The sequence below is a fragment of the Lysobacter sp. P5_B12 genome, from assembly GCF_056400425.1.
The window spans coordinates 61,791-85,539 of record NZ_JBFULG010000002.1 but is presented as its reverse complement, the minus strand read 5'-3'; the positions used below and the strand labels follow the sequence as shown (position 1 = coordinate 85,539).

General features: G+C 62.5%; 24 protein-coding genes, 1 tRNA gene and 2 pseudogenes. 15 read left to right on the top strand and 12 right to left on the bottom strand.

Annotated features, from left to right (window positions below):
- Positions 1–148: 148 nt before the first annotated feature.
- Positions 149–2,386 carry a PA3715 family protein gene (locus AC1DOM_RS03730; RefSeq protein ID WP_498960386.1) on the top strand — a complete coding sequence of 746 codons (2,238 nt, stop codon included), beginning with the start codon at positions 149–151 and terminating at the stop codon, positions 2,384–2,386.
- A 3-nt stretch (positions 2,387–2,389) separates the two neighbouring features.
- Here AC1DOM_RS03730 and AC1DOM_RS03725 read toward each other — a convergent pair whose 3' ends face one another.
- From AC1DOM_RS03725 to AC1DOM_RS03715, 3 genes are read right to left on the bottom strand one after another with little or no spacing between them, the layout of a single operon-like run.
- Positions 2,390–4,294, bottom strand: a complete 1,905-nt coding sequence (locus tag AC1DOM_RS03725; RefSeq protein ID WP_498960384.1) for a hybrid sensor histidine kinase/response regulator — start codon at positions 4,292–4,294, stop codon at positions 2,390–2,392.
- A 57-nt stretch (positions 4,295–4,351) separates the two neighbouring features.
- Positions 4,352–4,723, bottom strand: a complete 372-nt coding sequence (locus tag AC1DOM_RS03720) for a hypothetical protein (protein ID WP_498960382.1) — start codon at positions 4,721–4,723, stop codon at positions 4,352–4,354.
- Between the two features lie 37 nt (positions 4,724–4,760).
- On the bottom strand, positions 4,761–5,618 hold the full coding sequence (locus AC1DOM_RS03715; protein WP_498960380.1) for a right-handed parallel beta-helix repeat-containing protein: 858 nt from the start codon (positions 5,616–5,618) through the stop codon (positions 4,761–4,763).
- A 173-nt stretch (positions 5,619–5,791) separates the two neighbouring features.
- Here AC1DOM_RS03715 and AC1DOM_RS03710 point away from each other — a divergent pair, with 173 nt between their 5' ends.
- Positions 5,792–6,004 carry a hypothetical protein gene (locus tag AC1DOM_RS03710; protein ID WP_498960378.1) on the top strand — a complete coding sequence of 71 codons (213 nt, stop codon included), beginning with the start codon at positions 5,792–5,794 and terminating at the stop codon, positions 6,002–6,004.
- Between the two features lie 65 nt (positions 6,005–6,069).
- On the opposite strand, the gene AC1DOM_RS03705 is transcribed toward AC1DOM_RS03710, so the two are convergent.
- Entirely contained in the window at positions 6,070–6,270 is a 201-nt protein-coding gene (locus tag AC1DOM_RS03705) for a hypothetical protein (RefSeq protein WP_498960376.1), read from the bottom strand.
- A gap of 260 nt (positions 6,271–6,530) precedes the next feature.
- On the opposite strand from AC1DOM_RS03705, the gene AC1DOM_RS03700 reads away from it, so the two are divergent.
- The 5 genes from AC1DOM_RS03700 (at position 6,531) to AC1DOM_RS03680 (ending at position 11,509) form a co-directional block, all read left to right on the top strand.
- Complete coding sequence (locus AC1DOM_RS03700) at positions 6,531–6,887, top strand: hypothetical protein (RefSeq protein ID WP_498960374.1); 357 nt, start codon at positions 6,531–6,533, stop codon at positions 6,885–6,887.
- A gap of 14 nt (positions 6,888–6,901) precedes the next feature.
- Positions 6,902–7,234 (top strand): hypothetical protein, encoded by a 333-nt coding sequence (locus AC1DOM_RS03695; RefSeq protein WP_498960372.1) that lies wholly within the window; start codon positions 6,902–6,904, stop codon positions 7,232–7,234.
- A 52-nt stretch (positions 7,235–7,286) separates the two neighbouring features.
- Complete coding sequence (locus AC1DOM_RS03690; RefSeq protein ID WP_498960370.1) at positions 7,287–7,829, top strand: hypothetical protein; 543 nt, start codon at positions 7,287–7,289, stop codon at positions 7,827–7,829.
- Between the two features lie 561 nt (positions 7,830–8,390).
- Positions 8,391–8,921 (top strand): hemerythrin domain-containing protein, encoded by a 531-nt coding sequence (locus tag AC1DOM_RS03685; RefSeq protein WP_498960368.1) that lies wholly within the window; start codon positions 8,391–8,393, stop codon positions 8,919–8,921.
- A 191-nt stretch (positions 8,922–9,112) separates the two neighbouring features.
- The gene (locus AC1DOM_RS03680) at positions 9,113–11,509 is read left to right on the top strand and encodes a catalase (RefSeq protein WP_498960366.1); all 2,397 of its coding nucleotides are present in this window, start codon (positions 9,113–9,115) and stop codon (positions 11,507–11,509) included.
- Here the strand turns inward: AC1DOM_RS03680 and AC1DOM_RS03675 are convergent.
- The gene (locus AC1DOM_RS03675; RefSeq protein ID WP_498960364.1) at positions 11,451–13,262 is read right to left on the bottom strand and encodes an acyltransferase family protein; all 1,812 of its coding nucleotides are present in this window, start codon (positions 13,260–13,262) and stop codon (positions 11,451–11,453) included. The two genes, AC1DOM_RS03680 and AC1DOM_RS03675, sit on opposite strands and share 59 nt — an antisense overlap.
- Positions 13,263–13,364: 102 nt before the next feature.
- On the opposite strand from AC1DOM_RS03675, the gene AC1DOM_RS03670 reads away from it, so the two are divergent.
- A complete protein-coding gene (locus tag AC1DOM_RS03670) occupies positions 13,365–14,105 on the top strand; it encodes a hypothetical protein (protein WP_498960362.1) in 741 nt (246 codons plus the stop codon).
- A gap of 230 nt (positions 14,106–14,335) precedes the next feature.
- Positions 14,336–15,232 carry a hypothetical protein gene (locus AC1DOM_RS03665; protein WP_498960360.1) on the top strand — a complete coding sequence of 299 codons (897 nt, stop codon included), beginning with the start codon at positions 14,336–14,338 and terminating at the stop codon, positions 15,230–15,232.
- Between the two features lie 755 nt (positions 15,233–15,987).
- Here AC1DOM_RS03665 and AC1DOM_RS03660 read toward each other — a convergent pair.
- The gene (locus AC1DOM_RS03660) at positions 15,988–16,245 is read right to left on the bottom strand and encodes a hypothetical protein (RefSeq protein ID WP_498960358.1); all 258 of its coding nucleotides are present in this window, start codon (positions 16,243–16,245) and stop codon (positions 15,988–15,990) included.
- 146 nt (positions 16,246–16,391) lie between these two features.
- Between AC1DOM_RS03660 and AC1DOM_RS03655 the strand changes: the two genes are divergently transcribed.
- Positions 16,392–16,769 (top strand): SpoIIAA family protein, encoded by a 378-nt coding sequence (locus tag AC1DOM_RS03655; protein WP_498960356.1) that lies wholly within the window; start codon positions 16,392–16,394, stop codon positions 16,767–16,769.
- Positions 16,770–16,941: 172 nt separating this feature from the next.
- Here the strand turns inward: AC1DOM_RS03655 and AC1DOM_RS03650 are convergent, their stop codons facing one another.
- From AC1DOM_RS03650 to AC1DOM_RS03630, 5 genes are all read right to left on the bottom strand, one after another.
- Complete coding sequence (locus AC1DOM_RS03650) at positions 16,942–17,181, bottom strand: hypothetical protein (protein ID WP_498960354.1); 240 nt, start codon at positions 17,179–17,181, stop codon at positions 16,942–16,944.
- Between the two features lie 498 nt (positions 17,182–17,679).
- Positions 17,680–18,117: a hypothetical protein gene (locus tag AC1DOM_RS03645; RefSeq protein ID WP_498960352.1), complete on the bottom strand. Its 438-nt coding sequence runs from the start codon at positions 18,115–18,117 to the stop codon at positions 17,680–17,682.
- 176 nt (positions 18,118–18,293) lie between these two features.
- Positions 18,294–18,818 (bottom strand): hypothetical protein, encoded by a 525-nt coding sequence (locus AC1DOM_RS03640; protein ID WP_498960350.1) that lies wholly within the window; start codon positions 18,816–18,818, stop codon positions 18,294–18,296.
- An 84-nt stretch (positions 18,819–18,902) separates the two neighbouring features.
- Entirely contained in the window at positions 18,903–19,172 is a 270-nt protein-coding gene (locus tag AC1DOM_RS03635) for a CPCC family cysteine-rich protein (RefSeq protein WP_498961248.1), read from the bottom strand.
- Between the two features lie 55 nt (positions 19,173–19,227).
- On the bottom strand, positions 19,228–19,659 hold the full coding sequence (locus tag AC1DOM_RS03630; protein ID WP_498960348.1) for a hypothetical protein: 432 nt from the start codon (positions 19,657–19,659) through the stop codon (positions 19,228–19,230).
- Positions 19,660–19,894: 235 nt separating this feature from the next.
- Here AC1DOM_RS03630 and AC1DOM_RS03625 point away from each other — a divergent pair, with 235 nt between their 5' ends.
- The 5 genes and pseudogenes from AC1DOM_RS03625 (at position 19,895) to AC1DOM_RS03605 (ending at position 23,642) form a co-directional block, all read left to right on the top strand.
- Positions 19,895–20,263: a hypothetical protein gene (locus tag AC1DOM_RS03625; protein WP_498960346.1), complete on the top strand. Its 369-nt coding sequence runs from the start codon at positions 19,895–19,897 to the stop codon at positions 20,261–20,263.
- Between the two features lie 907 nt (positions 20,264–21,170).
- Positions 21,171–22,391, top strand: a complete 1,221-nt coding sequence (locus AC1DOM_RS03620; protein ID WP_498960344.1) for a 3-isopropylmalate dehydratase small subunit — start codon at positions 21,171–21,173, stop codon at positions 22,389–22,391.
- 13 nt (positions 22,392–22,404) lie between these two features.
- Positions 22,405–22,494: pseudogene (locus AC1DOM_RS03615) on the top strand (hypothetical protein); the annotation flags it as partial.
- A 119-nt stretch (positions 22,495–22,613) separates the two neighbouring features.
- A pseudogene (locus tag AC1DOM_RS03610) lies at positions 22,614–22,751 on the top strand (hypothetical protein); the annotation flags it as partial.
- Positions 22,752–22,802: 51 nt separating this feature from the next.
- The gene (locus AC1DOM_RS03605; RefSeq protein ID WP_498961246.1) at positions 22,803–23,642 is read left to right on the top strand and encodes a tyrosine-type recombinase/integrase; all 840 of its coding nucleotides are present in this window, start codon (positions 22,803–22,805) and stop codon (positions 23,640–23,642) included.
- A 14-nt stretch (positions 23,643–23,656) separates the two neighbouring features.
- On the opposite strand, the gene AC1DOM_RS03600 is transcribed toward AC1DOM_RS03605, so the two are convergent.
- Positions 23,657–23,732: transfer RNA gene (locus AC1DOM_RS03600), tRNA-Phe, on the bottom strand.
- Positions 23,733–23,749 lie beyond the last annotated feature (17 nt).

Genomic DNA, 23,749 nt, shown 5'->3' with positions numbered 1-23,749 from the left:
GACCGCCCCCGGTTCCCGATCGGGCCAAGAGTAGCTCGATCGCCGGCATCGCGACGAGATCCGTTAGTCTTGCCCGGCGATCAGGGGGATCAAGCACATGCACGGCACGATTGTGGGAGGCGGCCGTCCAGGTCGCAGGCAAGGGCGTGTGCGCATTCCATGGCTCGCGATCGTCCTGCTTCTGTCGACGTCGCCGTCGGCGTGGGCCGATGCGCAGATCGAGAAATTCAGTGGCGACACGCCGATGCGCGCCGATGCCCTGGGCACATCCGAATTCGATGCGATCGTGGCCGAGGCGCAATCGGTCGCGCAGGCACCGCGTTCGACATCCGTCGTTCCCTTGCCTGCGCACTGGAAGACGCTCGATGCGGGCAAGCTCGTTGCGATGATGCGCATGCCGGCGTTCGTGGAGATTCCCGAATCCACGCGTGGCGTGTTGCTGGACCAGGCCGCGACCTGGGATCTGCTGGAGTTTCGCCGACCGTCCGATGCAGCGGTGCTGTGGGAACGCCTGTGGCCGCGCGCGGCCGGTGCCGATCCGAAGAAGGCGCCCAACGGGAGCGACGGGATCGGCTATTTGCCCGACCCCACGTGGTCGACGACCGCGCGCGCGATGTCGACGATCTTCGCGTGCTTCCCGGGCGTGGCGTGGTCGGGCGCCGAAGATCCTGCCGTCTTCGCGTTGCGCAATCCCGACGCATGGCAATGGCGCAACGACGCGGGTTGGGACGGCTTCCGTCGCTGCGTGCCGCAGGGTGCATTCTTCGACGACACCCGCCCCGACAAGGCAGGTACGCAAGCGCTGCTGGAGTTGCTGCGGACGAAGTTCCGTGCGGAGCTCATCGAAGACCGATGCAGCCGACCCGGGCCCGACAGTTGCCTGTTGTTGTTCCAGGCGCTGTTTTCGCTCGACCAGAGCGACCCGGAATTGCCGCGCGTGCTCAAGGGCATGGCGCCCTCGTTCCATCTCGATCAAGCCATCGGGCTTCCTGCAACTTCCGAAGCGCTTGACGCAGCCGAAACCGAAGTCTTGCGCAGGATGGTGTTCCTGACGCTCAAGTTGCCCGTGTTGCTGCGCTATCCGGGCGCGTGGCCGGTCGGCGAGCGCGAGCGGACCTTCGTCCAGGCAACCGAATTGACGGTGCTGTTCGCGCGCCTCGAGCAACGCAATACGGCGCGGCACCAGATGTTCGATCGTTATTACAGTAGTCCATGGCAGTGGGTCGATGCGACGCAGGATGCGTCGCTTGCCGACACCCAACGCCGACTCGGTGTCGACGCCGCGCGCAAGGACGCGTGTGCACTGGGCACGCTCCCGGCCGACGAGGGAATTCCGTTCTTCTGGCAGGGTTATGCGCTGGAAAACATTCGCCTTGGCCACGGCGACTGCGAGCGTTTCGACGATCTTCGGCTGGCGCACGAGTATCAGGCCGCCACCAAATCCCACGCGTCGATGGATCTCTTTCAATCGATCGCCGCCACGTTGATGCAGCCGGGCCCGCTGCATGATCGGGCATTGGATGCCATGAAGGAGACCTGCGCGACGCAGCGGCACGCGACCACGCGCGACCCATGGCAATTGTGCGCGAGCGTCAAGGCGCGCGACGCTGAGCGCGCGGCAATCGAACGGCAACGCATCGCCGCAGAACGGGCGTCGCAACCTCCAGTGGATCCGCTGGCTTGCGAGGACGGCACGATTGCGCGCGCAGCCGACGCGCTCGGCTTCGGCGCCGGCGCGGATTTCTGGAGCGAGTGGAACGCGGCCTGTCGTCTCGATCCATCGAACGCCGGCCACGCGATCGTTGCGCTGACGTACCACCCGGGCGAAGAACAAACCGGCGAAGCACGCGACGACACCGACACCGATTATCTACGGGACCTGGACATCGTCGTGCTGGATCTCGCCCACGATGCCGTCCTCGCGCATCGCCACGAAGCAGGCGCGATCCCGTCGGACGCGATCCGGTTCGAGGGTTTGAGCATCGACACCGGTCGATATGTATTGGCGCCGGGCAAACGGGCCTTCGGTGTTCGCACCAGCCACAGCGCGCATTGCTATCAATGCGCGTACGGCGATTCGGACCTTGCTTTGTACTTGCGCGAAGGCAAGCGGATCCAACCGCTCCTTCAGGTGCGCGTGGGTGAAACCCGGAACGCGGAGACGCCGGCTTGCCCGGACGCGATCACCGAATCGGCGACGGAAATCGATGTGGGCCCGGGAATGCAGCACGGACTGGCAGACTTGTCGTTGCGCACGACGATCAACACCTCCGCCAATGGCGAGGACGCGCCGGTTTCGTGCGAGCCACCGCAGACCGAAACGGTGCGCGCGCGTTTCGACGGGCACGCGTACCAATTGCCACCGGCGGCAGCCGACGCGCGCTGAACATCACGTGCTGTCCGCGGTTTCCAGCGAAGCCAGCAACTTCAGCAGCACGGGCAGGGAGATCGGTTTGACGAGGTGATGGTCGAACCCGGCGGCGAGGGCGCGCTTGCGTTCGGCCGGCTGGCCCCAGCCGGTCAGCGCGATGAGCGGGACTTCGACGCCCCGCGAGCGCAGCGCACGCGCGACGTCGTATCCGGTCACGCGCGGCATGCCGATGTCGAGGATCACGACCGACGGCGCGACGCGATCGAAGGCGGCGATCGCGTCAATGCCATTGTCGACGACATGCACGTGCGCACCGAACAGGCGCAGGGCTTCGGCAAGGCTGTTTCCGACATCCTGGTTGTCGTCGGCGAGCAGCACGCGCAGGGACAGCTTGATCGCATCGGTCCCGCCCGCCCTGGCGGCATCGCCGGGGGCGTCGGTTTGCAGCGGCAATCGGAGGTTGAACACACTTCCCTTGCCGAGCCCTTCACTGTGCGCATCGAGCGAACCGCCGTGCAGCGTGGCCAGTCGACGCGCGAGCGCAAGGCCGATGCCGAGGCCGCCCTGGTGCGACGAACGCACCCGGTCGCCGCGAGTGAACATTTCGAACAGGTGCGGAATTTCCGCGGGATCCATGCCCATCCCCGTGTCGCTGACCGACAGCGACAGCATCTCCGCCGACGCCACCGCGCGCAGTGCGATGTCGCCGCCGGGCTCGGAATACCGGGCCGCGTTGTTCAACAGGTTGACCAGCACCTGCGCCAGCCGCACGGCGTCGCCGAGCAGCGTCACGCGCGAGTGCGGCAAGTCGATCGAAAGGCGATGGCCGCCTGCATCGATCGCCGGGCGGGCTGCTTCGACCGCGCTCTCCACCACCGAGCGCAGGTCCACCGATTCCATCTGCAGCGACACGTTGCCGCGCGTGATGCGCGAGACCTCCATCAAGTCGTCGACCAGGCGCACGAGATGATCGACCTGCCGCTCCATCATCGAATGGATGCGAACCTGCGCGCCGTCGCCCGGGGGCGTGCGTCGCAGGATCTCCAGGCCGTTGCGGAGCGGAGCGAGCGGGTTGCGCAGTTCGTGCGAGAGCGTGGCGAGGAATTCGTCCTTCGCGCGGTCGGCCTCGGCGAGGCGTTGCGCGTGTTCGCGCATGACCTGCTCGGCGGCCTGGCGGTCGGTGACGTCGCGCGTGGTGCCTGCAACGGCAACCACGCTGCCCGCGGCATCGAAGACCGGCGCGAAGATGTAGTCGTAGATGCGGCGTCCGTTCGTGCCGGTGAACGGGATTTCCCCGCGAATGGGCGCACGTGTCCGGATCACCGTGGCGATCTCGCGATCGTGCATGTCCGCGTGCCATTGCTCGTAGCCCAGGTCCATCCACGTCAGGCCGCGAACGTCTTCCACGCCCCACACCTTGAGCAGGGCTTCGTTCGCATAGATCGCGCGATGGTCCGTGCCGAAGATGTAAACGAAGTCCGGCGTGTTGTTGAGCGCCGCTTCGTAGATCCGGCGCTGCCGCTCCGAGTCCAGCCGCTCCGTCGAGGCCTCCTCGGACTGGTGCAGGATGAATTCCACTTCGCCCGCGTCGTCGAGGACCGGGCTGTTGGTCGCGGCCCAATGGCGTTCCCGGAACTGCCCGTTCGAGGGATCGGCGACGTCGAAACGTTGCTCGTGGCGTTCGGCCTTGCGCGTGCGGATCACGCGTTCGAACGAGGCGGTCAGGGCCGCGACGCTCCCCGGCGAATCGGGTGCGTCGGGAAACAATTCGAACACCCCGCGGCCCAGCGCATTGTCGGGGTCGGCCAGCAGCGACCGCAGGGTCGCGTTCATCGCGACCACGGGAAACCCCGGGACCGCCCTGAGGAGCGCCACGTTGCCGGGGAGGTGTTCGAGGACGCGGTTCAGATCGCGCGGATTCATGGCGTGGGAGCGGTGTCTGGAATCGCCAAGGTTAACCAGCGGACCGTCGACGCGGCTTCACTGTGTCGTGGATGCGCACGGCGCCCACGCTGCCTCGAAATTCGGTTGTCCCTCGAGGATCAGGTTGCGCCGGGTCGCGACGAAACGCTTGAAGTCGCGCGCACCGCCGTCGACCTCGCTCCATGCCACGCGGCCGCAGGTGAGGGCGCCGAACTTCTGCGTTTCCACCATGCGCACGCCTTCGAACCGCAGATCGCGCGGCTGGTGCAGGCGCGTGGCCACCAGGCGCCGGAGATGCGGTGTGGTATCCGGAACCGGGTTCGTGGCCACGGGTGCCGCGGGAGCACGGGCTTTCGGCCAAGTCAGCCAGCCGATCGCGGCCGCGCCCGGCAGGACGACGATTGCGATGAGAAACAGACGGAAGCGCATGGAAAAAGCGGCTGCGCGATGCGCAGCCGCCAGGACCTCAGTAGTTGCCGTAGGTGGCGTCGCAGTTCAGCGTGCGGTTCGTGGAGCGCAGATAGTTGTCGAAGCAGCTGGTCGTGTTGTCGGTGGTGAAGATGCCGGCTTCGCCCGGCGCGCCCGTGCCCGTGACGTGGTTGTCACTGATACGGCTGTACTGGCCGATCACGTACAGGCCGTACGCGACCTTGCCCGGCGCTGCCGTCGTGCCGGCGACGCCGTTGTCGAGGAACGTGCTGGACAGCGAGCCATCGCTGAAGATGCCGTAGGCCGCCGAGTACGGCGAGTTCGTGCCGACGACGATGTTGTCGCGCACGATCTGCAGCTTGAAGCCGTTGGGCACGTTCGAACCGCCCACGCGGATGCCGATCGCGTACTGGTTCAACTGCCCGCCGATGTCGTAGACCTTGTTGCCGGTGACTTCCACGCCGCTGCCGTACGCACGGATGCCGGTCCAGAAGGGCCCGGCGACGTAGTTGTCCTGGACCTGGATGTAGTAGTTCTTGTTGGCGACCGTCAGGTTCTGGAACACGTCGATGCCGTTCTGGAACCCGCCGATCACGCGGCAGTGCTGGATGTTCACGTTGTTGTGGCCGTTGAGGAAGATCCCCGCCGACGTGCCGGCGTTGGACGTCGCCGTGTTCTTCAACATGTGGCCCTGGCAATCGAGCGTGACGTCGTTGGCGTTGATCGTGATCGCCTTGGCCGTCGTCGAATTCATGGTGAAGTCCTGCGCGAGGCAGTACTTGCCCGGTGCGCCGATCGTCGCCGGCACCGCGGTGATTTCGGTGCAATCCTGCGCGAAGGCCACGGCCGGGCTGCCCAGCAGCACGGCGGCTGCCAGCAAATGAAGCTGCTTCATTGAATCCCCCTGGATTTTTGGATTTGGAACGTCTTCCACGCCCACCTGCTGCAAGGCGCGGCGGGCGCGGGCGGGATCTTAAACCATGGGGCGCGGGGGCCGCCGGCGTGAAGGTCCGTTCATCATTTCCTTGGTGCAATCGTCATCGGATGGCTTGCACCTGGTACGCGCAAATGACCGAATCTCCCTATCTCCGGGCAGAGTTCCTCCTCATCCTGGAGGCATTGGAACAGGGGATCGTCCCCGGCGACGAAGCCGCCCGGGAACTGATCGAAATGGGGCTCCTGGAACCGGGCGCGAACGGCCCGCGGATGACGGTCCAGGCGCGGGTCAAGCTCGAAAACCTGCGCGCGCAGGCGTCTGCGGCAAACCTCGCCAGCCCCTGACTGCACCGCGCAAACAAAAAGCCCGCAACGCGTGCGGGCTTTTCGTTCAAAGCTGATCGCCGGAATTAACGGAGGGACTTGCCCGCCGAATCATCCGTCGTCTGCTTCTGGTCGCCGGAAGCCTTGCGGTCCGTGTCCGTTTCCGGGCTCGGCTTGGGGTCTTCGACCTTCGCCGTCTTGCCGTCGCTCGGGTTCTCGACCTTCGTGACCGGCGGCGTCTGCGGGCTGGCGGTCTTGTTGGTATCGGTGCTGTTCGAATTGTTCATAGGTCTCACCTTGGAAGGATCCGATTGGGATCATTGTTGGCCATCGCCAAAATTTGCCTGCGGAGCAGGCATGGGGCTCAAAGGCGAGGAGGCAAGTCGGTGAGTGCCGCCGGAAGACATCCTTGTTTCCAGGTGCCTGCGCAGCATGGGCGCATCGCGATGACAGGGTCGTGATGTCCGGGGCGGACAGTTGGGTCACGACCGACTCACCACCAACGGCGCACCGTACTTGCTATCGACAGGCATCGGAGAGGATCGAGATGGGAAACGACTGGACAATTGGGATCGAGCGCGCACGTGAGTCGGACGCCCATGTGGCGGCCTTGCTCACTGCTGCCCTGATCGCGCGCACAACGCACCCCAGCGGAACGAGCGCGAGGCTGGAGGCGGCGAACGCAGTGGATCTCTATCGATGCGTGCGCAGGGCACTGGAGAGCGAAGAGCCTGGTCGGGTGGGAGCCTCCGCGAGCCCGACGATGGATTCGGCAGCCATGCAATTGCTCGACGTCTCAAGGGACGGAATGAAGTTTCGCTACGGCGCGTTCCTCTACGAAAAGCTGGACGAGGCTCTGGAATATGCCCGGGTCGATCGTGAGCGTCGTCATTTGGCCGCGTAAGGAATGGCGCCAGCGTGGCCGACGTACTGCCTAACTCCAGTCACCTCGTTCAATTGCTCCTTCCGCTCAAAGGCAACGACGGTAATCCGTTCGGAAAGGCGAAATTCGACGCGGTGCGGTCAGAACTGGTCGAGCAATTCGGCGGTGTTACTGCGTACGTTCGGTCTCCAGCAGTAGGCGCATGGGAGGACGGCGACGGGGCGGTTTGCCGAGACGATGTGATCCTTTTCGAAGTCATGATCGAGAAACTCGACCGCGACTGGTGGGACGCTTTCAAGAAGCGGATCGAGCTTTCGTTCCACCAAGAGTCAATTCTCGTTCGGGTCTCCAGGGTTCATGTTCTCTAGGCGACGCCCGGGTGTAGCGTTCGCCAAACCTGTTGCTGTTTCATAAATCTCGATGCATACAGAATCGTGGCTTGCGTATTGTGGATACCTGATCTGGTTATTGGCTGGATTGGGTGACTTCATTTGCCACCGGCGGACCGACCTTCCGCACACCTCTGGCGTCGCCGAGTCATGGACGCATCTGTTACAACTGACGACGCTCGGCGGCGCGATAATGATCGGACTTGCTTTTGACATGAGCGCGGCGATCGCGCTGGCGATGTGCGCGCTGGTAGCCGCGCACGCCGGCATCGGCTATTGGGATACCCGCATCGCTTTCCGCCGCCGACGCGTGCTGCTTCCGATCGAGCAACACATTCATAGCGTGCTGGACATGGCGCCCATTGTTGCGTTGGGGTGGGTCCTGGCAAGGTCTTGGCCGAGCGTGGCCGGCGACTGGCAAATCGCACTTCGGGTGTCTGCCATGCCGAACGGGGTTTGGATCGCCGTACTGTTCCCGGCCGTGATGCTGTGTGTGGCGCCCGCGCTAATGGAATTTCGGGCAGCGTACGCGGCGTCGCTTGCGGGACGGTCGAAGCCGACCGTAGATGCATGAATCAGTGGGGGCGCAATACCACCTTGCGGCAATCGTCCTCCGCTTTGTCGAAGATCTTGTAGGCCCGCGAATGGTGGGGTCGGGGACGGTTTCCACGCGCACGTCATGCGTTCCTTGCCAAGTCAGGGCTTTCATTTGTCGACTCCGGTGATGTCGACTTCGACAATGCAACGCGTGCGATCAATCTCGCGAAACAGCGGCCTTCGTTCAGCGCGTTCACGTGGGACGCGCGAAGAACGCCTCACGGGCCATTTCGCGTGGCGCCGGCGCAAATCGATGGCCCCGGCATCCCGCCGAAGTCACGCGCTCCCTGAAACGATGGGCGCCCATCCGGAGTCGTCCAGAAAATGCGAAGCAGGATTCGAACGAGTGGTTGCTTGATCAGCGTGATCGCCTCGATCGTGTTGACCGTACTGCTCAACCTTCTCCTGCGGGGGTGTGTCGCTTGAGAAAGCTGACTCGTTCAGCCGCGTTGTCCCAAGGACACGCGCCGGTATCACGGTTCCGCGACTGCGATGAGCGAACGATGCCCAACTCCCCCGATGCTTTCGAGAATCCACAATGGCTCGCAATATCCTCAAGACGCTCAAGGATGAGCACGATGTCCTCCGCGCCCTCTTCGAAGAGATGAAGGGAACCACCGACCGTGCTGCGAAGAAGCGGGTCGAATTGCTCGACAAGATCGAGTCCAGCCTGATTCCCCACGCCAAGTGGGAAGAGCTGGTGTTCTATCCCGCGTTCAAGGAACGGGCCGACCGCGAGGGATTGCAGACACATTCCGAAGCGCTCGCAGAGCATCACGCGGTCGAGAACTCGGTGATCCCCGAAGTGCACCAGGCCGAACCGGGCACGCCGGAATTCGCAGGCCGCACGAAGGTCTTCGGCGAGTTCGTCGACCATCACGCCACCGAAGAAGAGAAGACGATGTTCAAGATGGCGCGCGAGATGTTCGACGCCACGGAGCTCGCGCAAATGGACGAGGACTATGCGTCCTGGAAGGCATCGCCGGATGCGGAGAAGCTCGTGATCGCCGAGAAGGCCAAGGCTGCGAAGGATTCGATAGCCCCGCGTCAGAGAGCGCAGATGGCCTGAACGCAAAAGCGTCAAACCGTCGCTGTGTTCACCAGGGCCGGTCAGTCATTGACCGGCCATTCGCATGTGAACGAGACCAACGAGGCTCATCCGTGCGCCTTCGTGAACATGTTCATGATCCATCGCATCATTCGCATGTCACGGCGAGCAGTGCACTTTCAACGCACTGAAATTTTCAAGAGTCACGACGCATGGCAAGCAGCAAGAAGCCCAGGACACCCACGACCGCCACGGCCGGTCGCGCCGCCGCACGCAACACCGACAGCGCGGGCGCCGGTGGCGTCCCCAAAGGCTCCGGCGATCGCATCGCCGAACGCGCGGTCGATGTCGACGCGACAGCCGAAGCGATGCCGTTCAATGCGAACAAACCGTTCGAATACGGTTACGACAACGCGCACGCGCCGCAGGAAGGCGAGGGCGTGGAGCCGCCGAGCGACGACGTCGGCGCAAGCACGCTGAGCGAGGTCAATCACTCCGACAAGCTCGGCACGCGCGCGGCCAGTGGTGAACCCGTTGCCGTCGGTCCGCTGGATCCGGTGCGCACCGACGCCACCGCGCAACGCATGACGACCAACCACGGCGTTCCGGTTTCCGACAACCAGCATTCGCTCAAGGCGGGATTGCGCGGCCCGGCGCTGCTGAAGGACTTCATCCTTCGCGAGAAGATCACGCACTTCGACCACGAACGCATCCCCGAACGCATCGTGCATGCACGCGGCAGCGGCGCGCATGGCTTCTTCGAATGCTATGCGCCGTTGACCGACATCACGCGCGCGGCGCCGTTCCAGGCGAAAGGAAAGATCACGCCTGTCTTCGTGCGTTTCTCCACCGTGGCGGGCGAGCGTGGTTCGAAAGACACCGCGCGCGACGTGCGCGGCTTCGCCGTGAAGTTCTACACCGACGAAGGCAATTGGGACCTGGTGGGCAACAACATCCCGGTGTTCTTCATCCAGGACGCGATGAAGTTCCCCGACCTGGTGCATGCAGTGAAGCCCGAGCCGCACAACGCGATGCCGCAGGCGGCCTCGGCGCACGATACGTTCTGGGATTTCGTGTCGCTCATGCCCGAGAGCACGCACATGCTGATGTGGGTGATGTCCGATCGCGGCATCCCGCGTTCGTATCGCATGATGCAGGGCTTCGGCGTGCACACCTTCCGCCTGGTCAATGCGCAGGGCGAAGCGGTCCTGTGCAAGTTCCACTGGACGCCGAAGCTCGGCACGCATGCGATGGCGTGGGAAGAGGCCGTCAAGATTTCCGGCGCGGATCCCGACTTCCATCGTCGCGATCTATGGGAAGCGATCGAAGCCGGCGCATACCCGGAGTACGAACTGGGCGTGCAAATCTTCACCGAAGAAGATGCGGCGCGTTATTCGTTCGACATCCTCGATGCGACCAAGCTCGTGCCCGAAGAGCTGGTGCCGGTGCAGCCGATCGGCCGCATGGTGCTCAACCGCAATCCCGACAACTTCTTCGCCGAGACCGAGCAGGTTGCGTTTTGCACGGCGCATGTCGTGCCGGGCATCGACTTCACGAACGATCCGCTGCTCGCCGGCCGCATCCATTCCTACGTCGACACGCAGATCACGCGCCTGGGTGGCCCGAACTTCCACGAGCTCCCGATCAACGCGCCGATCGCGCCGGTGCACAACAACCAGCGCGACGGCATGCATCGCCAGGCGATCCATCGGGGTCGCGTCTCGTATGAGCCCAACAGCCTCGGCGGCGGTTGCCCGTTCCAGGCCGGTGCAGCGGGTTTCGTGTCCTTTCCCGAACCGGTGAAGCAGGACGAGTTGCGTGGGCATCCGGAAAAATTCGCCGAGCACTACAACCAGGCGACGCTGTTCTTCAACAGCCAGACGCCGGAAGAGCAGGCGCACATCGCAGGCGCCTTCCGCTTCGAACTGAGCAAGGTGACGGTGCCGGCGGTGCGGGCGCGCATGCTCGCCGGATTGGTGAACGTCTCGCGCGATCTCGCCGCGAAAGTCGCCGACGGGCTTGGCATGGCGCTACCGGATGCATTGCCGCGCGCCATCGCACGCGTCCCGAAGGCCGAAGTGAAAACCTCGCCTGCGCTTTCGATGATGGCGCGCCCCGGCGAACCCGGTGTGCGCTCGCGCAAGTTCGCGATCCTCGTCGCCGACGGCGTGGACGGCAAGACCGTCGAAACCGTGCAACGCGCTTTGCTCGATGCCGGTGCGGTGCCGCGCCTGATGGGCGTGCGCATCGGCCCATGCAAGACCAACGCGGGCGGAATGCTCGATGCCGATGTCTCGCTCGAGAACGAACCCGGCGTCCTGTTCGACGGCATGATCGTTCCCGATGGCGCGGACCGCATGGGCGAACTGCGCTCGGATGCGCGCACGCTCGATTACCTCAAGGAACAGTACCGCCATTGCAAGACGCTGCTGGTGTTCGGCGATGGTGAGGCGCTGCTGGAGACTGCGGGTATTCCGAGTCAATTGCCCGATGGCGATCCGGATCCCGGCTTGATCATCGCGAAGGATGCGCGCGCGGCGATCCGTTCCTTCATCGAGGTCGGGGGTCGGAGACATTGGCAGCGGGAGACCGATCCGCCGCGGGTGTGAGTGCGGAGCGGAGCGACGTGCGCGTGTCCGTTTGTGTCATGACCCGCCGCGCCTGCGTCATCGAGATATGGTGCGTGTCCCAGTAGAGCGCCACGTCGCCGCGGAACGCGGGACACTCGGCTGACGTGCAGAACTGGGCAGACACGTCCTGCACTTCGACGTTCGGAAAGGTCTTCGCCTGTTCGCGTAAGCGCGCAAGGATCGGGCGCGACTCGGCATCGAACCGCGCCCGCGGGATGCTGCAGGGCAGGGCGTTTCGCAAGCATCGTCCCACTGCGTAGCGCAGCTTCGGCGACGGCCCGATGACCACGACGCGCGGCACGTCGCGCAAGACTGCGAAAGTGCGGGTCATGTCGGCGGCCTGGTACTCGCGCCAGTTCGCAGCCAGATAAACCGTGTCGACGCCGAGAATGCGTGCCGGGACGGAAGCATTGAACGCCGCACACCCGCCTTGCTTCGTTTCGAAGCCAACGACCGGCGGGCATCCATGCATGGTGTATTGCAGTGTGTCCGTGGGTAACCCGGCGCGCCAAGCCAGCGCCATCGAATCCCCCCAGATCGCCACCTTCGCCCCGACCGGATCGGGGCACTTCGGCAGCTTGTCGCTGGGGTTGTATTCGCAAGCAATCGAGATCCGGTCATGTTCGACGCGGTACGCCAGTGCTTCCCGGGAGTGATCCATGATGGCCGGCGGGGGCACGTCCCGCAGCCCGATCGCACACGCGCTCAACGCCAGCAGGCCGGACAGCGCCGCGCCCGTGGCGACCGTCTGCCCGCTCGGGAAGCGCATGCGGCGTAAGGGCTGCTCGATGAAGCGATACGACAAGAGCGCCATTGGGACTGCGACCACGCAAAGCCCGATGCGGATCGCCAGATCGTCGCCGCCCTTTGCCCGGTATAGCGCCAGCAGCGGCCAATGCCACAAATAAAGACTGTAGGAGACCAATCCGACGCCCACCATCGGGCGTGAGGCCAGCAACGCAATGCGTGCGCCGCCATGCACCGCTGCGATGACGGCACACGCGCCCAGCACCGCAGGCAGTGCGCCGTAGCCAGGAAAGTGGCCGACCGGAAACACACAGGCGGCCAGCGTCACCACGACGCCGACGGGACCAAGCAGGCGGGGCAGGGCGCGGGCAGGGCTGGCAGCGATCAGGCCACCGATCGCAAGCTCCCAGAAACGCGCCGGCATCTGGAAGAACGCGGCATCGGATCCGCGCGCGATCCAGAACTCGGCCAGTCCGAAGGACAGCAGCGTCAGCGCGAGCATCGTGCGGCGCGAACGGGTGAAGATCAAAAGCGCCGGCCAAAGGAGATAGAACTGCTCTTCGACGCTCAGCGACCACAGATGCAGCAGCGGCATCTCCTCGGATGCGCCGTCCCAATAACCGCCCGTGGTGAGTTGGAAGAAGACGTTGGCCCCGAAGACCAGCGCAGCCCCCGCGCTCTTCGCGGCCTGCGCCTGGGCCAGCGGGTCGAGCAACACCCACGACGCGCACAACGTTGCCACCACGACCACGGCGGCGGCCGGAAAGATGCGGCGCACCCGTCGCGCGTAGAAGGCAAGCAGGTCGATCGACCCCGTCGACGCGTGCTCCTGCAACAGCAGCGACGTGATCAGGTAACCCGAGATCACGAAGAACACGTCCACGCCGACGTACCCCGCCCCGCCGATGCCGGCATGGAACGCGACGACGGCGAGCACGGCGATGGCGCGAAGCCCATCGATTTCCGGGCGGTATTGGATCCCCATGGCGCAAGGATACGAATTTACGGTGCGGGGGGGCGAAGAGTTGACAAACATCTCCGCGCATCGGATACGACGGGTTGGAAGCGGCTGTCCGGGGAGGCGCCAATGACTCGCAATCTGATGCTGCTCGCTTCGATCACAGTGCTCGTCGCCGGGTTTTCCGCGTCGGGTTGTCGCAAGGAACCGGTGGCGCCTCTCGGTTCGCTTGCCTGCACCGATGCAACGAAGCTCGTCGATGTCCGCTTGATTTCGGAGGGACACACCCTTTCGCTCCGCGCGCCCGCCAACTTCTTCGGGCGTGCCAACGAGTGGGAGGGAGGAAACCAGGCGTCCTTGACGTTCAACGTCGAGTATCCCGCCATGCGCGCGATGCCCAGGGGCACGCTCTACAGCACTTGCCGAGCCGACTCCGTCCGAAAGGCTGCCGACCCATCCGAGTGGACGGCCGATCGCCTCGAAATCAGTCTTGCCCGCCCCACCCTCCGACACCCCTCCGACCCACTGCAGGAAGTGGCGTCGGACGTCCCTTCGCTGGTCCAGAAATCTTCGGCTTGCATGATTGCGGACCCCCCGCACGCGATTCCCAGGGGCGCCGCAGCCGGAAGATGCTCCTACGTATTCTGGTATTTCCCGCCCACGCCGATGCCCAATGGGCCGCAGGCGTTCGATTGCCGCGGCGTGGTGGAAAACACGTCCGCCTCGTGCGTCGGCCACTTCATTTACCGCGGCATCCCCGTCGACTACACGTTCAAGCGCGCGCGCCTTGGCGAATGGCAGGCGATCCACGAGCGGGTGAAACAATTGATCGACGGCTTCGCGGCGGCCGCGGTCGTCTCGCCGGGCTGATGCCTTCGGCGGCTTCGTCGGAACAACAAAAAGCCCGCAACATGTGCGGGCTTTTGCTTAACACCTTGAATCGCATGGTGGCCGGGGAGGGAATCGAACCCCCGACACGGGGATTTTCAAGGCACAGTCCAAGTCGGCGAGTTTCTAAATCAATCAGCCACTTACGGCGCTTGTCCCTTGTTCAAACCGTAGTTGACGTATTGGTCAACGCACTTGAGTCGGGCCACAGGATGTCCGCTTACGACCCATTGCGGACACTCGCCGGCTGTGCGCCGATCGATGGAGGCATGCAATCATGCGGCCAACCTTCGGCGCTCCTGACCACCCGCATGCTCCGCATCGCTTCCGCATTTCTCGCTCTTGTTGCCCTGTTCGGCTGCGCTCCGAGCGAAGCGGTGCAACCTCCGGTGAATCCACGCGCCATCGCCGTCTTGGTCTCCACCGATCCGTGGCTGATGGTCATTGGATCGGACACACCAAGGGTTGCGCTCTACGACGACGGGTACGTCATCTACGCGGAACAGACATCCGAGGACGAGTACGTGCACATGGCGGCTCGTCTGACGCCGTCCGAGCTGGCTAGCGTCAAGGCCAAGCTCCTCGCGTTCACTACCGATCCTGTTTCGACACAAATCAACCTGCGACCTGGTAGGACCGATCAACCAGAAACCAACATCGCCCTCGATGTCGACGGACACAAACTGATCACCTACATCAGCGGCCGACTGGGGCCGGTCGAGGAACTTGACGGAACATTGCGCAAGCCGGCCAACGCCGACCCGCTGCCCGCACAGGTCGAAGGCTTGATTCAATACCTATCCGAGTTTCGCGTTGCGAATGCCAAGCCATGGGTCCCCGAACAACTCGAGGTGATGCTCTGGGACTACGGCTACGCGCCGGAAGCTTCGATCCAGTGGCCCTCCGACTGGCCGGGCTTACATGATCCGACCACGCTGAAGCGCGGAGACGACTCCTATTCCGTCTTTCTGCCAGGCAAGCAGGAGGAGAAGTTGATTGAATTCCTCGCGACCCGGAAGGACAAGGGTGCGATTGAAGTCGACGGCAAGAAGATGGTCGCCTCCTATCGACGGGTATTCCCGCGGTGGAAAGACGCGTTTCGCGGGTAGCTGGGGCGCGGAGAATTGGTGTCTGACCCTGCCTTCTGCGGAGGAGGCCGAGTGACCGCTTTCGACCCAAAGCGGACATTCGCCTGACCGCTCGCGCCGAATCGCGCTGTCCGGTAGCCTCATCAAGCCAACGCCGCTTCGCGGCTCGATCCAGGTGTCAGTTGTGCTTGTGAGCGATCCGCTACTCGTAATTCTGGAAAATGCACTAGCGGACACGGCTGGTGTTTACGTCAATAAGGGCGYCGACCAAGAACGCTACTTCGTCGATCTGGCCTCCGATATACGGTCGCACACATGCTCCCCGTTTCCGCTTAGCGCCACGGTTACTTCTCCCGGCTTTCCCGATGCCGCCGAAGGCAGCAGCATTTCCGGGCACTGTGTTGCTCACCATGCTGGCTACTGGCTCGTGTATCAGCCGCAGCGAGAACGATTCCTTTGCTTCTGGGGCACTGATCAGAGCAACCTTGGCGCGCCTGGCGTGTTCGGCAGTCCGCTCTACTGTTGGTCGGCGTAGAGCTCCCAGCGCGCTCGGTCTATTTCGTAAGCGAATGTCCGCTTCTGGCCGAAAGCGGTCATTGGGAGTGACTGTTGGTCACCGGGTGAAAGACCGGCGCTCGGATGTCCGCTTTCGACCCAAAGCGGACATTCGGATTTGCAACGACCGCATCTTGGTTTTGGCTTGCCCGCGCCGTTGTCATCTCGCGCCGTTGTCATCTATCGATGACCTGGTGGGACAGGCCGATGCATGATCAAAGTCAGTCGAGCGATCCGTTTGAGACCGGGCGCGGCAGGGTCGCGAATTGGTCGAGGTACACGCTCTCTGATATTCCCACTGGCGCGTAAAGGCGCGCGCCCCAATCAACTCCCATTGGGGCCGGGCGCAGCCCGTACACCGCGACGTGTCCGGTCGGTAGGTGATGCTCGAACAGCTCCTGCACCTCCTTCATCCAGCGGCATTCCGCATGGATCGGGCCACCAACGAACTGGACGAGAACGACTGCCTCTTGGCTCATTGGTCCCCCGGATGAGCCGAGTCTAGCGACCGGGCGCAACACAAGCGATACCCGCGCTGCGACGTTCCGCCTAGCGGCGGCCCTAAATCGTCTACCAGCATGGCCCGCGCCTTAAAATGGCAACTCCCCCAATCCCTACGAAAATGATGCAGCGACGGATCGAGGTCCATCAGGAAGCCCACCGGATCGAGGTGAGCTATCAGGGGCCGGTCACCTTTCGCGACAGGATCGGCACGTTCGACGTGCTCGCCCCGCTGGTAATTGAGGGCGCGATCACCCGCGTTCTGATTGATTACACGCAGGCGTGGGTGGACTCCCCTTCGGTGGAGGCTTTCGAGCAACTGGAAGCGCGGATGCGAAGTGAATCAAGCATGCGCGGGTTGAAGATCGCGCTAGTTAATCCGCCGGATTTCCACGCCGCGCCCACCGAGGGAATTGCCACCATCATTGGATTCAAGGTGCGCCGATTCAAAGATCGCGCTGCCGCGATCGCCTGGCTCAGTCGCGGCCACGACGCCTCTTAAAAACGATGCGCTCCAACAGGGGCCCTTCTCGAAGGGTTACGACGAGTGGACATCCGACGGCTTGACCCCGAGCCTTGCGTCTGAACTCGCCTGCGACAGGAGCTTCCCACCCCGAGCTATGCCACTTGCGGAGTTTGCGCAATCATAGATTGGCGTGGCTCTGCGGCGGTACTCAGGTGGACCAGTCTGAAACGTCGCCGCTAAACAACTCAACGCTTGAGGCTAGTCGTTTAATGGAACGCAGGTTCTGCAGTTTCACGCGGGCGGTTATCGTCATCACCCATTCGCCGTTCGGACCAGGCTCGATAAACCCCATTTCTTGAAGTTCAACCGCCGCCCTATCGCTAGGCGTTACACCGCTTTCGAGCGCATCGAGAAGAAGCAAGAATTGACTGTCACGATCAGAATTCATTTCCACAACCGCGGGCCTCTTAATCGATCCTATTATGGGATCATCATTAAGCTTAACGACCCTTCACGCCCAGCAATGGGACGCGGGTCGCGTCGCATTTGTGGCAACTACAAATTTTTTTTTCGGCCTGGATTGGCAGCTTGTCTCGGCCTGCCTGCCCGACCCGGAACGGCACCGAATGACCGCTGGCCGAAAGCGGACACCTAGGCACACCTTTGACACATCTGTCCCTGCGTCGCCTCAGAACGTAGGCACAGCGCGGCTTTCAGAAGTCCGGCGCGGAACTTTTCAAGGCACAGTCAAAGTTGGCGAGTTCTTAATTCAATCAGCCACTTGCGGCGCTTGCCACCTATTCAAGCCGTAGTTGAGTCGTCCTCTAGGGCAGTTGAGCGAGGCCACGGATGTCCGCTATCGGCCAGAAGCGGACATCCCGTCTATTCGGCAGGGTCGAGCTGCACGCCTTCATTGGTGTTCGCACCAGTTGGCTGCGGTCAGCCCCTACCGCACTGCGGTATCGATAACGCTTTCAGCAACGATATACCGCGACGGGACTTCATTCTTTCTCCACCGATAGACCCCGTACAGATCTATGGTGACGTTGCTCGCTCTTGGCCCTGGATAGCCTTCCCAAACGAGGTTCATCATCTTCTCTATCTCGGGCGCGCCCTCTAGGTTGCTTGGCACGTCCAGTACGACAACCGCGTCTTTGCAATTGTCGTCATAAAGCAAGATAACCGAATGGGCAGAAGGCCTAACCATGGATTTTAGGTGAACTCGACTGCCTGCGAACTTTTCCGGGTTTGCCACCAGCTGGCATACGCTCGTATGAACCAACGCATTTTCCGTGTTCGACGTAGGCGAGCTTGCGCAGCCAGTAAACAGCGAACCGAGAACGCTCGCGAGTCCAAGCAACGCCATGTCCATCAACCGTTTCATCGCGCCCCCYTTGATACGGCGTCACGGTATGCGGACGCGGTCCGGCCAACAAGCCCTTCGAATGCCTGCACCTCGAATAAGGATCGAATGTCCGCTTTGGGTCGAAAGCGGTCACCCAAGCTCGATGTCCGCTTTCGGCCAAAAGCGGACATTGGCTTCCCGGGTCTCACTCGCCATCAGTGTTCCAACCAGCTCGCCCACGGCACATCGCTGGGGTGAAGCGCGATGCCATCAAGAACGAGCGCTCGCAACGGAGCTGCTTCCTCCGAGGCAAGAACGCGCCCGTCGATCACGATGTCGACTGGCCCGAAAAGCATGAACTGCCCTGCTGTTGCCGGGCGGAAACGCTGCATCAAAACAATCGGCTCGTCCATGCCGTGAGTCCAGGCGGAAACGATAAGCACGTCCGCGTTTATGGTGCCGCCAGGCTCGGACCACAAACCCTCGCGACCGAAGCCCCAGTCGTCGATGTGTTCTTTGAACTCCGCAAGGCTGGCTTTACCGTTTTCGATAGCCTCTGCTTGCGACTCGGCCTCAAAGGGGACCAGTTCCCGATTGTCGTCCTTCGTGACAATCGCGAACGGGCAGACAAGTTCACCTTCGCCCAGATCGGACGCAATCAACGCGGCGTGCGCCAACACCATGCCGCCGAAGCGAACTGATCTATCGATCGGCGAACGTAAGGTGCGTTCAACGTGCATTGGACGGTGGGGCCCCCGATTCCTGAGGCCGAGATGATAGACCGGACCAAATGTCCGCTATGGGTCGAAAGCGGTCATTCGAGGTCAGGGCTTATCCCGTAGTTCTTCCGGAAGCGGTGGACGAACGTGCGGAAGGTCTTCTTCCCGAGAAGCTCCGAACGCCATGTAGTTGGCGCGACCCTGGGTGAGGCTGAGGTCGCCATTGGGGCCACCCCGCATGACGTCGGCGTCGAAATCGTCTTGGCCGTCGTCCTCCCAGTAGCAGACAGCGCAGACTTGGAATGTTCCGCGCTCACGCAGCGTCTTGTAGGCGCAACATGGGCAGCGAAGTGGAAGTTGATTTTCAAGACACATGCATGGTTCCCGGTGGATGAGCGGTGCCCGCATGTCCGCTTTCGGCCATAAGCGGTCATTCGTTACCGGCTGCGGCGAGAGCAAGCAGCTCATTGATTGCGGCCATCGAGAATGCCTTGGTGTACACAAGCTCTCTGCGCCCGCCTTTGATCTGCACGTAGACGCCAATTGGAATTCCTGAAATGGGCGCCACACGCGACGGGAAAATCGCGCCGATGTCGCTATACGGCACGCCCCAGGCCCGGCGCCACGAGCGATACGCGATGCCGGACGACGAGAAGGTCAGCCGATAGCGAGAAAGCCAAAGAAACGCTGTTGCCATGGCCGCGAGGCAAAACACAACGGGCATCACCATGCCTTTGGCCTGAAACTCCACCCAACCGAACTTCGCGAGCACAGCGGCAGCCGGCACGAGCGGAATGCCGAGCAGCGTTAGCCAAAGCGCGTAGCTTCCGAAGTCGGCGCGATAGACGCGGTCAGTTTCCATCCGACGAGATTATCCGACACGACGCCAGCCGCGGTGGTCGAACTGCGGGCCGCGCGCCCCAATGTCCGCTTTGGGTCGAAAGCGGACATTCGGCCACCTGGCCCGCCCGGGGCTACAGCCGGTCACGTAGTGACCACTATTGACCCAAACGGACATTCCGATCCCCGCTGATACGATGCAGGCAATCTGCGATTGGGCGCAGGTTGGCCTATTCGATACCAGTGAAGGAACGCGTATGAACCTGCAGGATTTCCTGAAACGAGCGTTGGTCGAGATCGTCAACGGCGTGGCTGACGCAAGTGAAGCCGCGCACGAGAGCGGGGCGAGCTTGGGGTCGTTCAAGTTTTATGGGCGGACCGACTTAGTGGGGAGAATCACCGACAGCCGAGGGCGCCCTGTCGCCCACGTTGAGTTCGACATCGTCTTGGCCGACGGAACGGCCACTGACACGAAAGGTGGCATCGGCGTCTACTTGGGCGCCGTGGGTCTGGGCTCGCAGGGCGCTTCTCATGGGGAGTCTTCGACGCATTCTCGGGTGAAGTTCTCGGTCCCAATCATCTTTCCTCCCGCGAAGGGGACCGATAGCGACGGAACTTTTTCCTGAGGCAGCGGGGCTAAGTCGTGGCCAAAAAACGCGTTCGAGTGAATGTCGCGGGGCGAAAAATAGCTCTGACTCCCGATCAGGCTGCCAGGATCAATTCGAGAGTTGCCGAGTTTGCGCGACTTGAGCGATCGATCCATGGTCTCTTCAGCGAGCGATGGATTCCAAAGTATCTCAGGCGAAGCGGGCTACCCATTAGCTGGTCCTGGGCGCACGAGCTTAGCGTCCCCGAGCTTGTCTATTTTCTTTCGCAACTAACCGATTCTGCGGAACTGCTGGTAAAGGCTGCGGGCGAGAACAGATACGAAGACCTGCTAAACGGCTTGGATAGCATAGAGGCAGACGAAAGCAACTTGCGATGCAAACGGCGAAAGGTCGTTGTTGTAGTCGCGCTGCTGATTGCGCTCTCTTACTCTTGTCGATCCATCGGCCTCTATTCCCTGTCAATTCCAGAGCTTGTGAGCAAGGGATTGGATGGTGATGCGGTTGCGCTTCGGCACGCAGCCTCAGTTGATCCAAGCGTAATAACAATGCCGTCCGTTGCGTCACACCTGGCCAAACTCCAACTCGGAGGAGATAGGAGAGCATTGGCGTTGGTCTTGCGTGCTGCGGTAAAAGGTCCGAGTAAGCAACTGCAGCCAAGCTGGCAGTTGCGCTACATGGAGCGCGTTTTTAGAGAAGGCGGGACGGTCGAATCGTACGGACGGGACGCAGTATTCCGCTTGGTCACTGAGCGCCTAAGACTTTACGACTCGCGTGGCGCCGACCCGTTCAAGGGACTCTTTACTGCATTTGAGCGATGGGAAGAAAGCGCAACCACATAGTTTTGCTATTCCGTGTGGTTTGGCCCAGGAAAACCAAGGCATAGCTTCCATGTTGCTCCAATTCCGGAGCGACTAGGAAGAATGCGATGAACGGGGAATTCGAGTGCCGCCATGCGGCGGACGACGGCCAGAAGGCCGCGGGAGCGGCCTTGGCCGGAGCCGCAGCGGGTGCGCCACCCAGTATCACAGCACCCGCAAACTGCATCAGACCGCTCCGGCATGGGGTGGACAGCTTGTATCTGTCCTTTCCCGGATCAGTCGACCCAGAGCTTGCAGTCTGGTTACAGCAGTGCAAGGACCGCGCTCAATCGGCAAACGAGCATGTCGCTTCACTTGCCGGGATTAGCCTTCAAGATCACCAGTTCTTGGTGATGCCGCGCGGCCGGGGGAGGTTCGCCTTCGTGCTGGAAGACAACTGGTTCTCTATCCAACTGTCCAATGCATCAGCGGGAGTCTTGCCGTTGGCGTTGGTGCAAATCCGAAGTGAGTATTTGACCGCCGTTGGACCCGAAGAAGCAGTGCGCGCAATTACAGCGCTGGTTGAAAAGATGGGGCAGTTGAGCGGTCCGCCGAAGATCAGCCGCATCGATCTCTTCGCGGACTTCTGTGCTGACTATGACCTGGCATCACTTCCCGGGCACCACTGGGTGAAGCGCTGCAAGACGCGGGCGATCCACGAAGAAGGCGATGCGCGAACCGGCGTAACGTTTGGCCCCGGCAATGAAGTCAGTGCACGTCTTTACAATAAAACGCGCGAGATTCAGAAGTCCGGAAAGGACTACATGCGACCGTTGTGGGCAATGGAGGGTTGGAACGGGCAGGAGGATGTCTGGCGCATGGAGTTCCAGATTCGCCGCGAAGGCTTACCGGAGCCGATGCTGGGACCAGCCAGTGAAGCGCTGGCCATGTGCGGCAATTTGTGGGGCTATCTTTGCGCGGAGTGGTTAAGGCTTGCGATTCCTTCGGAATCAGACGACACCCGCAGCCGGTGGCAGACCCATCCGGTGTGGGAAGACTTGACTCGCTTGTGGGATATCGACCCGGAAGCGCCGCCGATGACTCGGGTACCCAAGCGCCGTCTCCCTTCTGATGACCGCCTTTTTCGACACGGAATTTCGGGCCTGTCGGGCTACATGGCGCGCGAAGGCATCACCGACTTCGATCATGGATTCGGGGAGTTCCTGCACGCGATGGAGGCGTACTGGAGCGACCCGCAGCGCCAATTCCCGGAAGGATTGCAGGACTACATCCGCCGCAAAACGAAGGCCAAGGCGCGTCGTTACAACGTGCGCTTGGACGACCGATGAGCGGGGGTGTGCCATGCGCTCATTCGACCTGGAGGAAGCCGCGCGCTTCCTCCGCATGTCGCCCGCCGTCCTGCGCCAGCATGCCCGCCAAGGCCGACTTAAAGCGGCCAAGCCGGGCAAGCGCTGGGTATTCCTCGAAGACGACCTTGCCGCGTATCTCGGCCAGCTTTACGCTGGCCGCAGGCAAGCGCCGCTAAGTGGCTCCAACCGGGAGAAATCCTCATGGGGCTATACAGACGCGGTGATGTCTGGTGGGTCCGAATCACCGCACCAGACGGCACGCGAGTACGCAGTTCTACTGGGACTGACAACGAAGCCCACGCGCAGGAGTACCACGACCGGCTCAAGGTCCGGTTGTGGGAAGAGCAAAGGCTAGGAGTCAAACCCGAGCGAAGTTGGCAGGACGCGGCCGTGCGATGGGTGAAGGAAACACGCGACAAGCGAACGCATGGAAAGGATGTGGCGAAGTTGCGGTATTTGCATCGCTTCTTGGGTCACTTGCAATTGTCGCAAGTGACTCGGGATGTGGTCGATGCAATCGCGGAGCGAAAGACGCGCGAGTCGAGTCCGAGCAATGCGAACCGCTACCTGGCACTCATCCGGGCGATCCTGAGGCGCGCACGGGACGAATGGAATTGGTTGGACACCATTCCGAAAGTCCGGCTGTACCGGGAACCGAAGGGGCGCATTCGCTTCTTGTCCCCGGAGGAGGCACAGCGGCTCCTTGCGGAGTTGCCGGCCCACCTTCGGGACATGGCGCAGTTCGCACTCGCAACGGGCCTGAGACAGCGCAACGTGTCCTTCCTGCGGTGGGAGCAGGTGGACATGGCCCGCCGTGTTGCATGGATCCATCCAGACGAAGCCAAGGCCGGACGGGCCATTGGCGTCCCACTCAACGAGTCCGCCGTCGAGGTTCTGCGGCGGCGACTCGGGCAGGACAACGCGCACGTCTTCACCTATGAAGGGAAGCCCGTGGCGCGATGTTCGACCAAAGCGTGGAAAGCGGCGCTGGCACGGGCCGGGATCGAACGGACGTTTCGCTGGCACGATTTGCGCCACACCTGGGCGTCGTGGCATGTCCAAAGCGGAACGCCGTTGCAGGAACTGATGGAGCTAGGCAGTTGGGCTAGCTACGAGATGGTCCTGCGGTACGCGCACCTGGCGGCGGATCACCTGCGCGGCGCCGCGTGCCGGATCGATGACACGTTTTTGGCACAAACGAAAAGCCCGCAACGAGTGCGGGCTGCGTAAAACCTTGAAATCGCTGGTGGCCGGGGAGGGAATCGAACCCCCGACACGGGGATTTTCAATCCCCTGCTCTACCAACTGAGCTACCCGGCCAGCGAGCCGCGCATGTT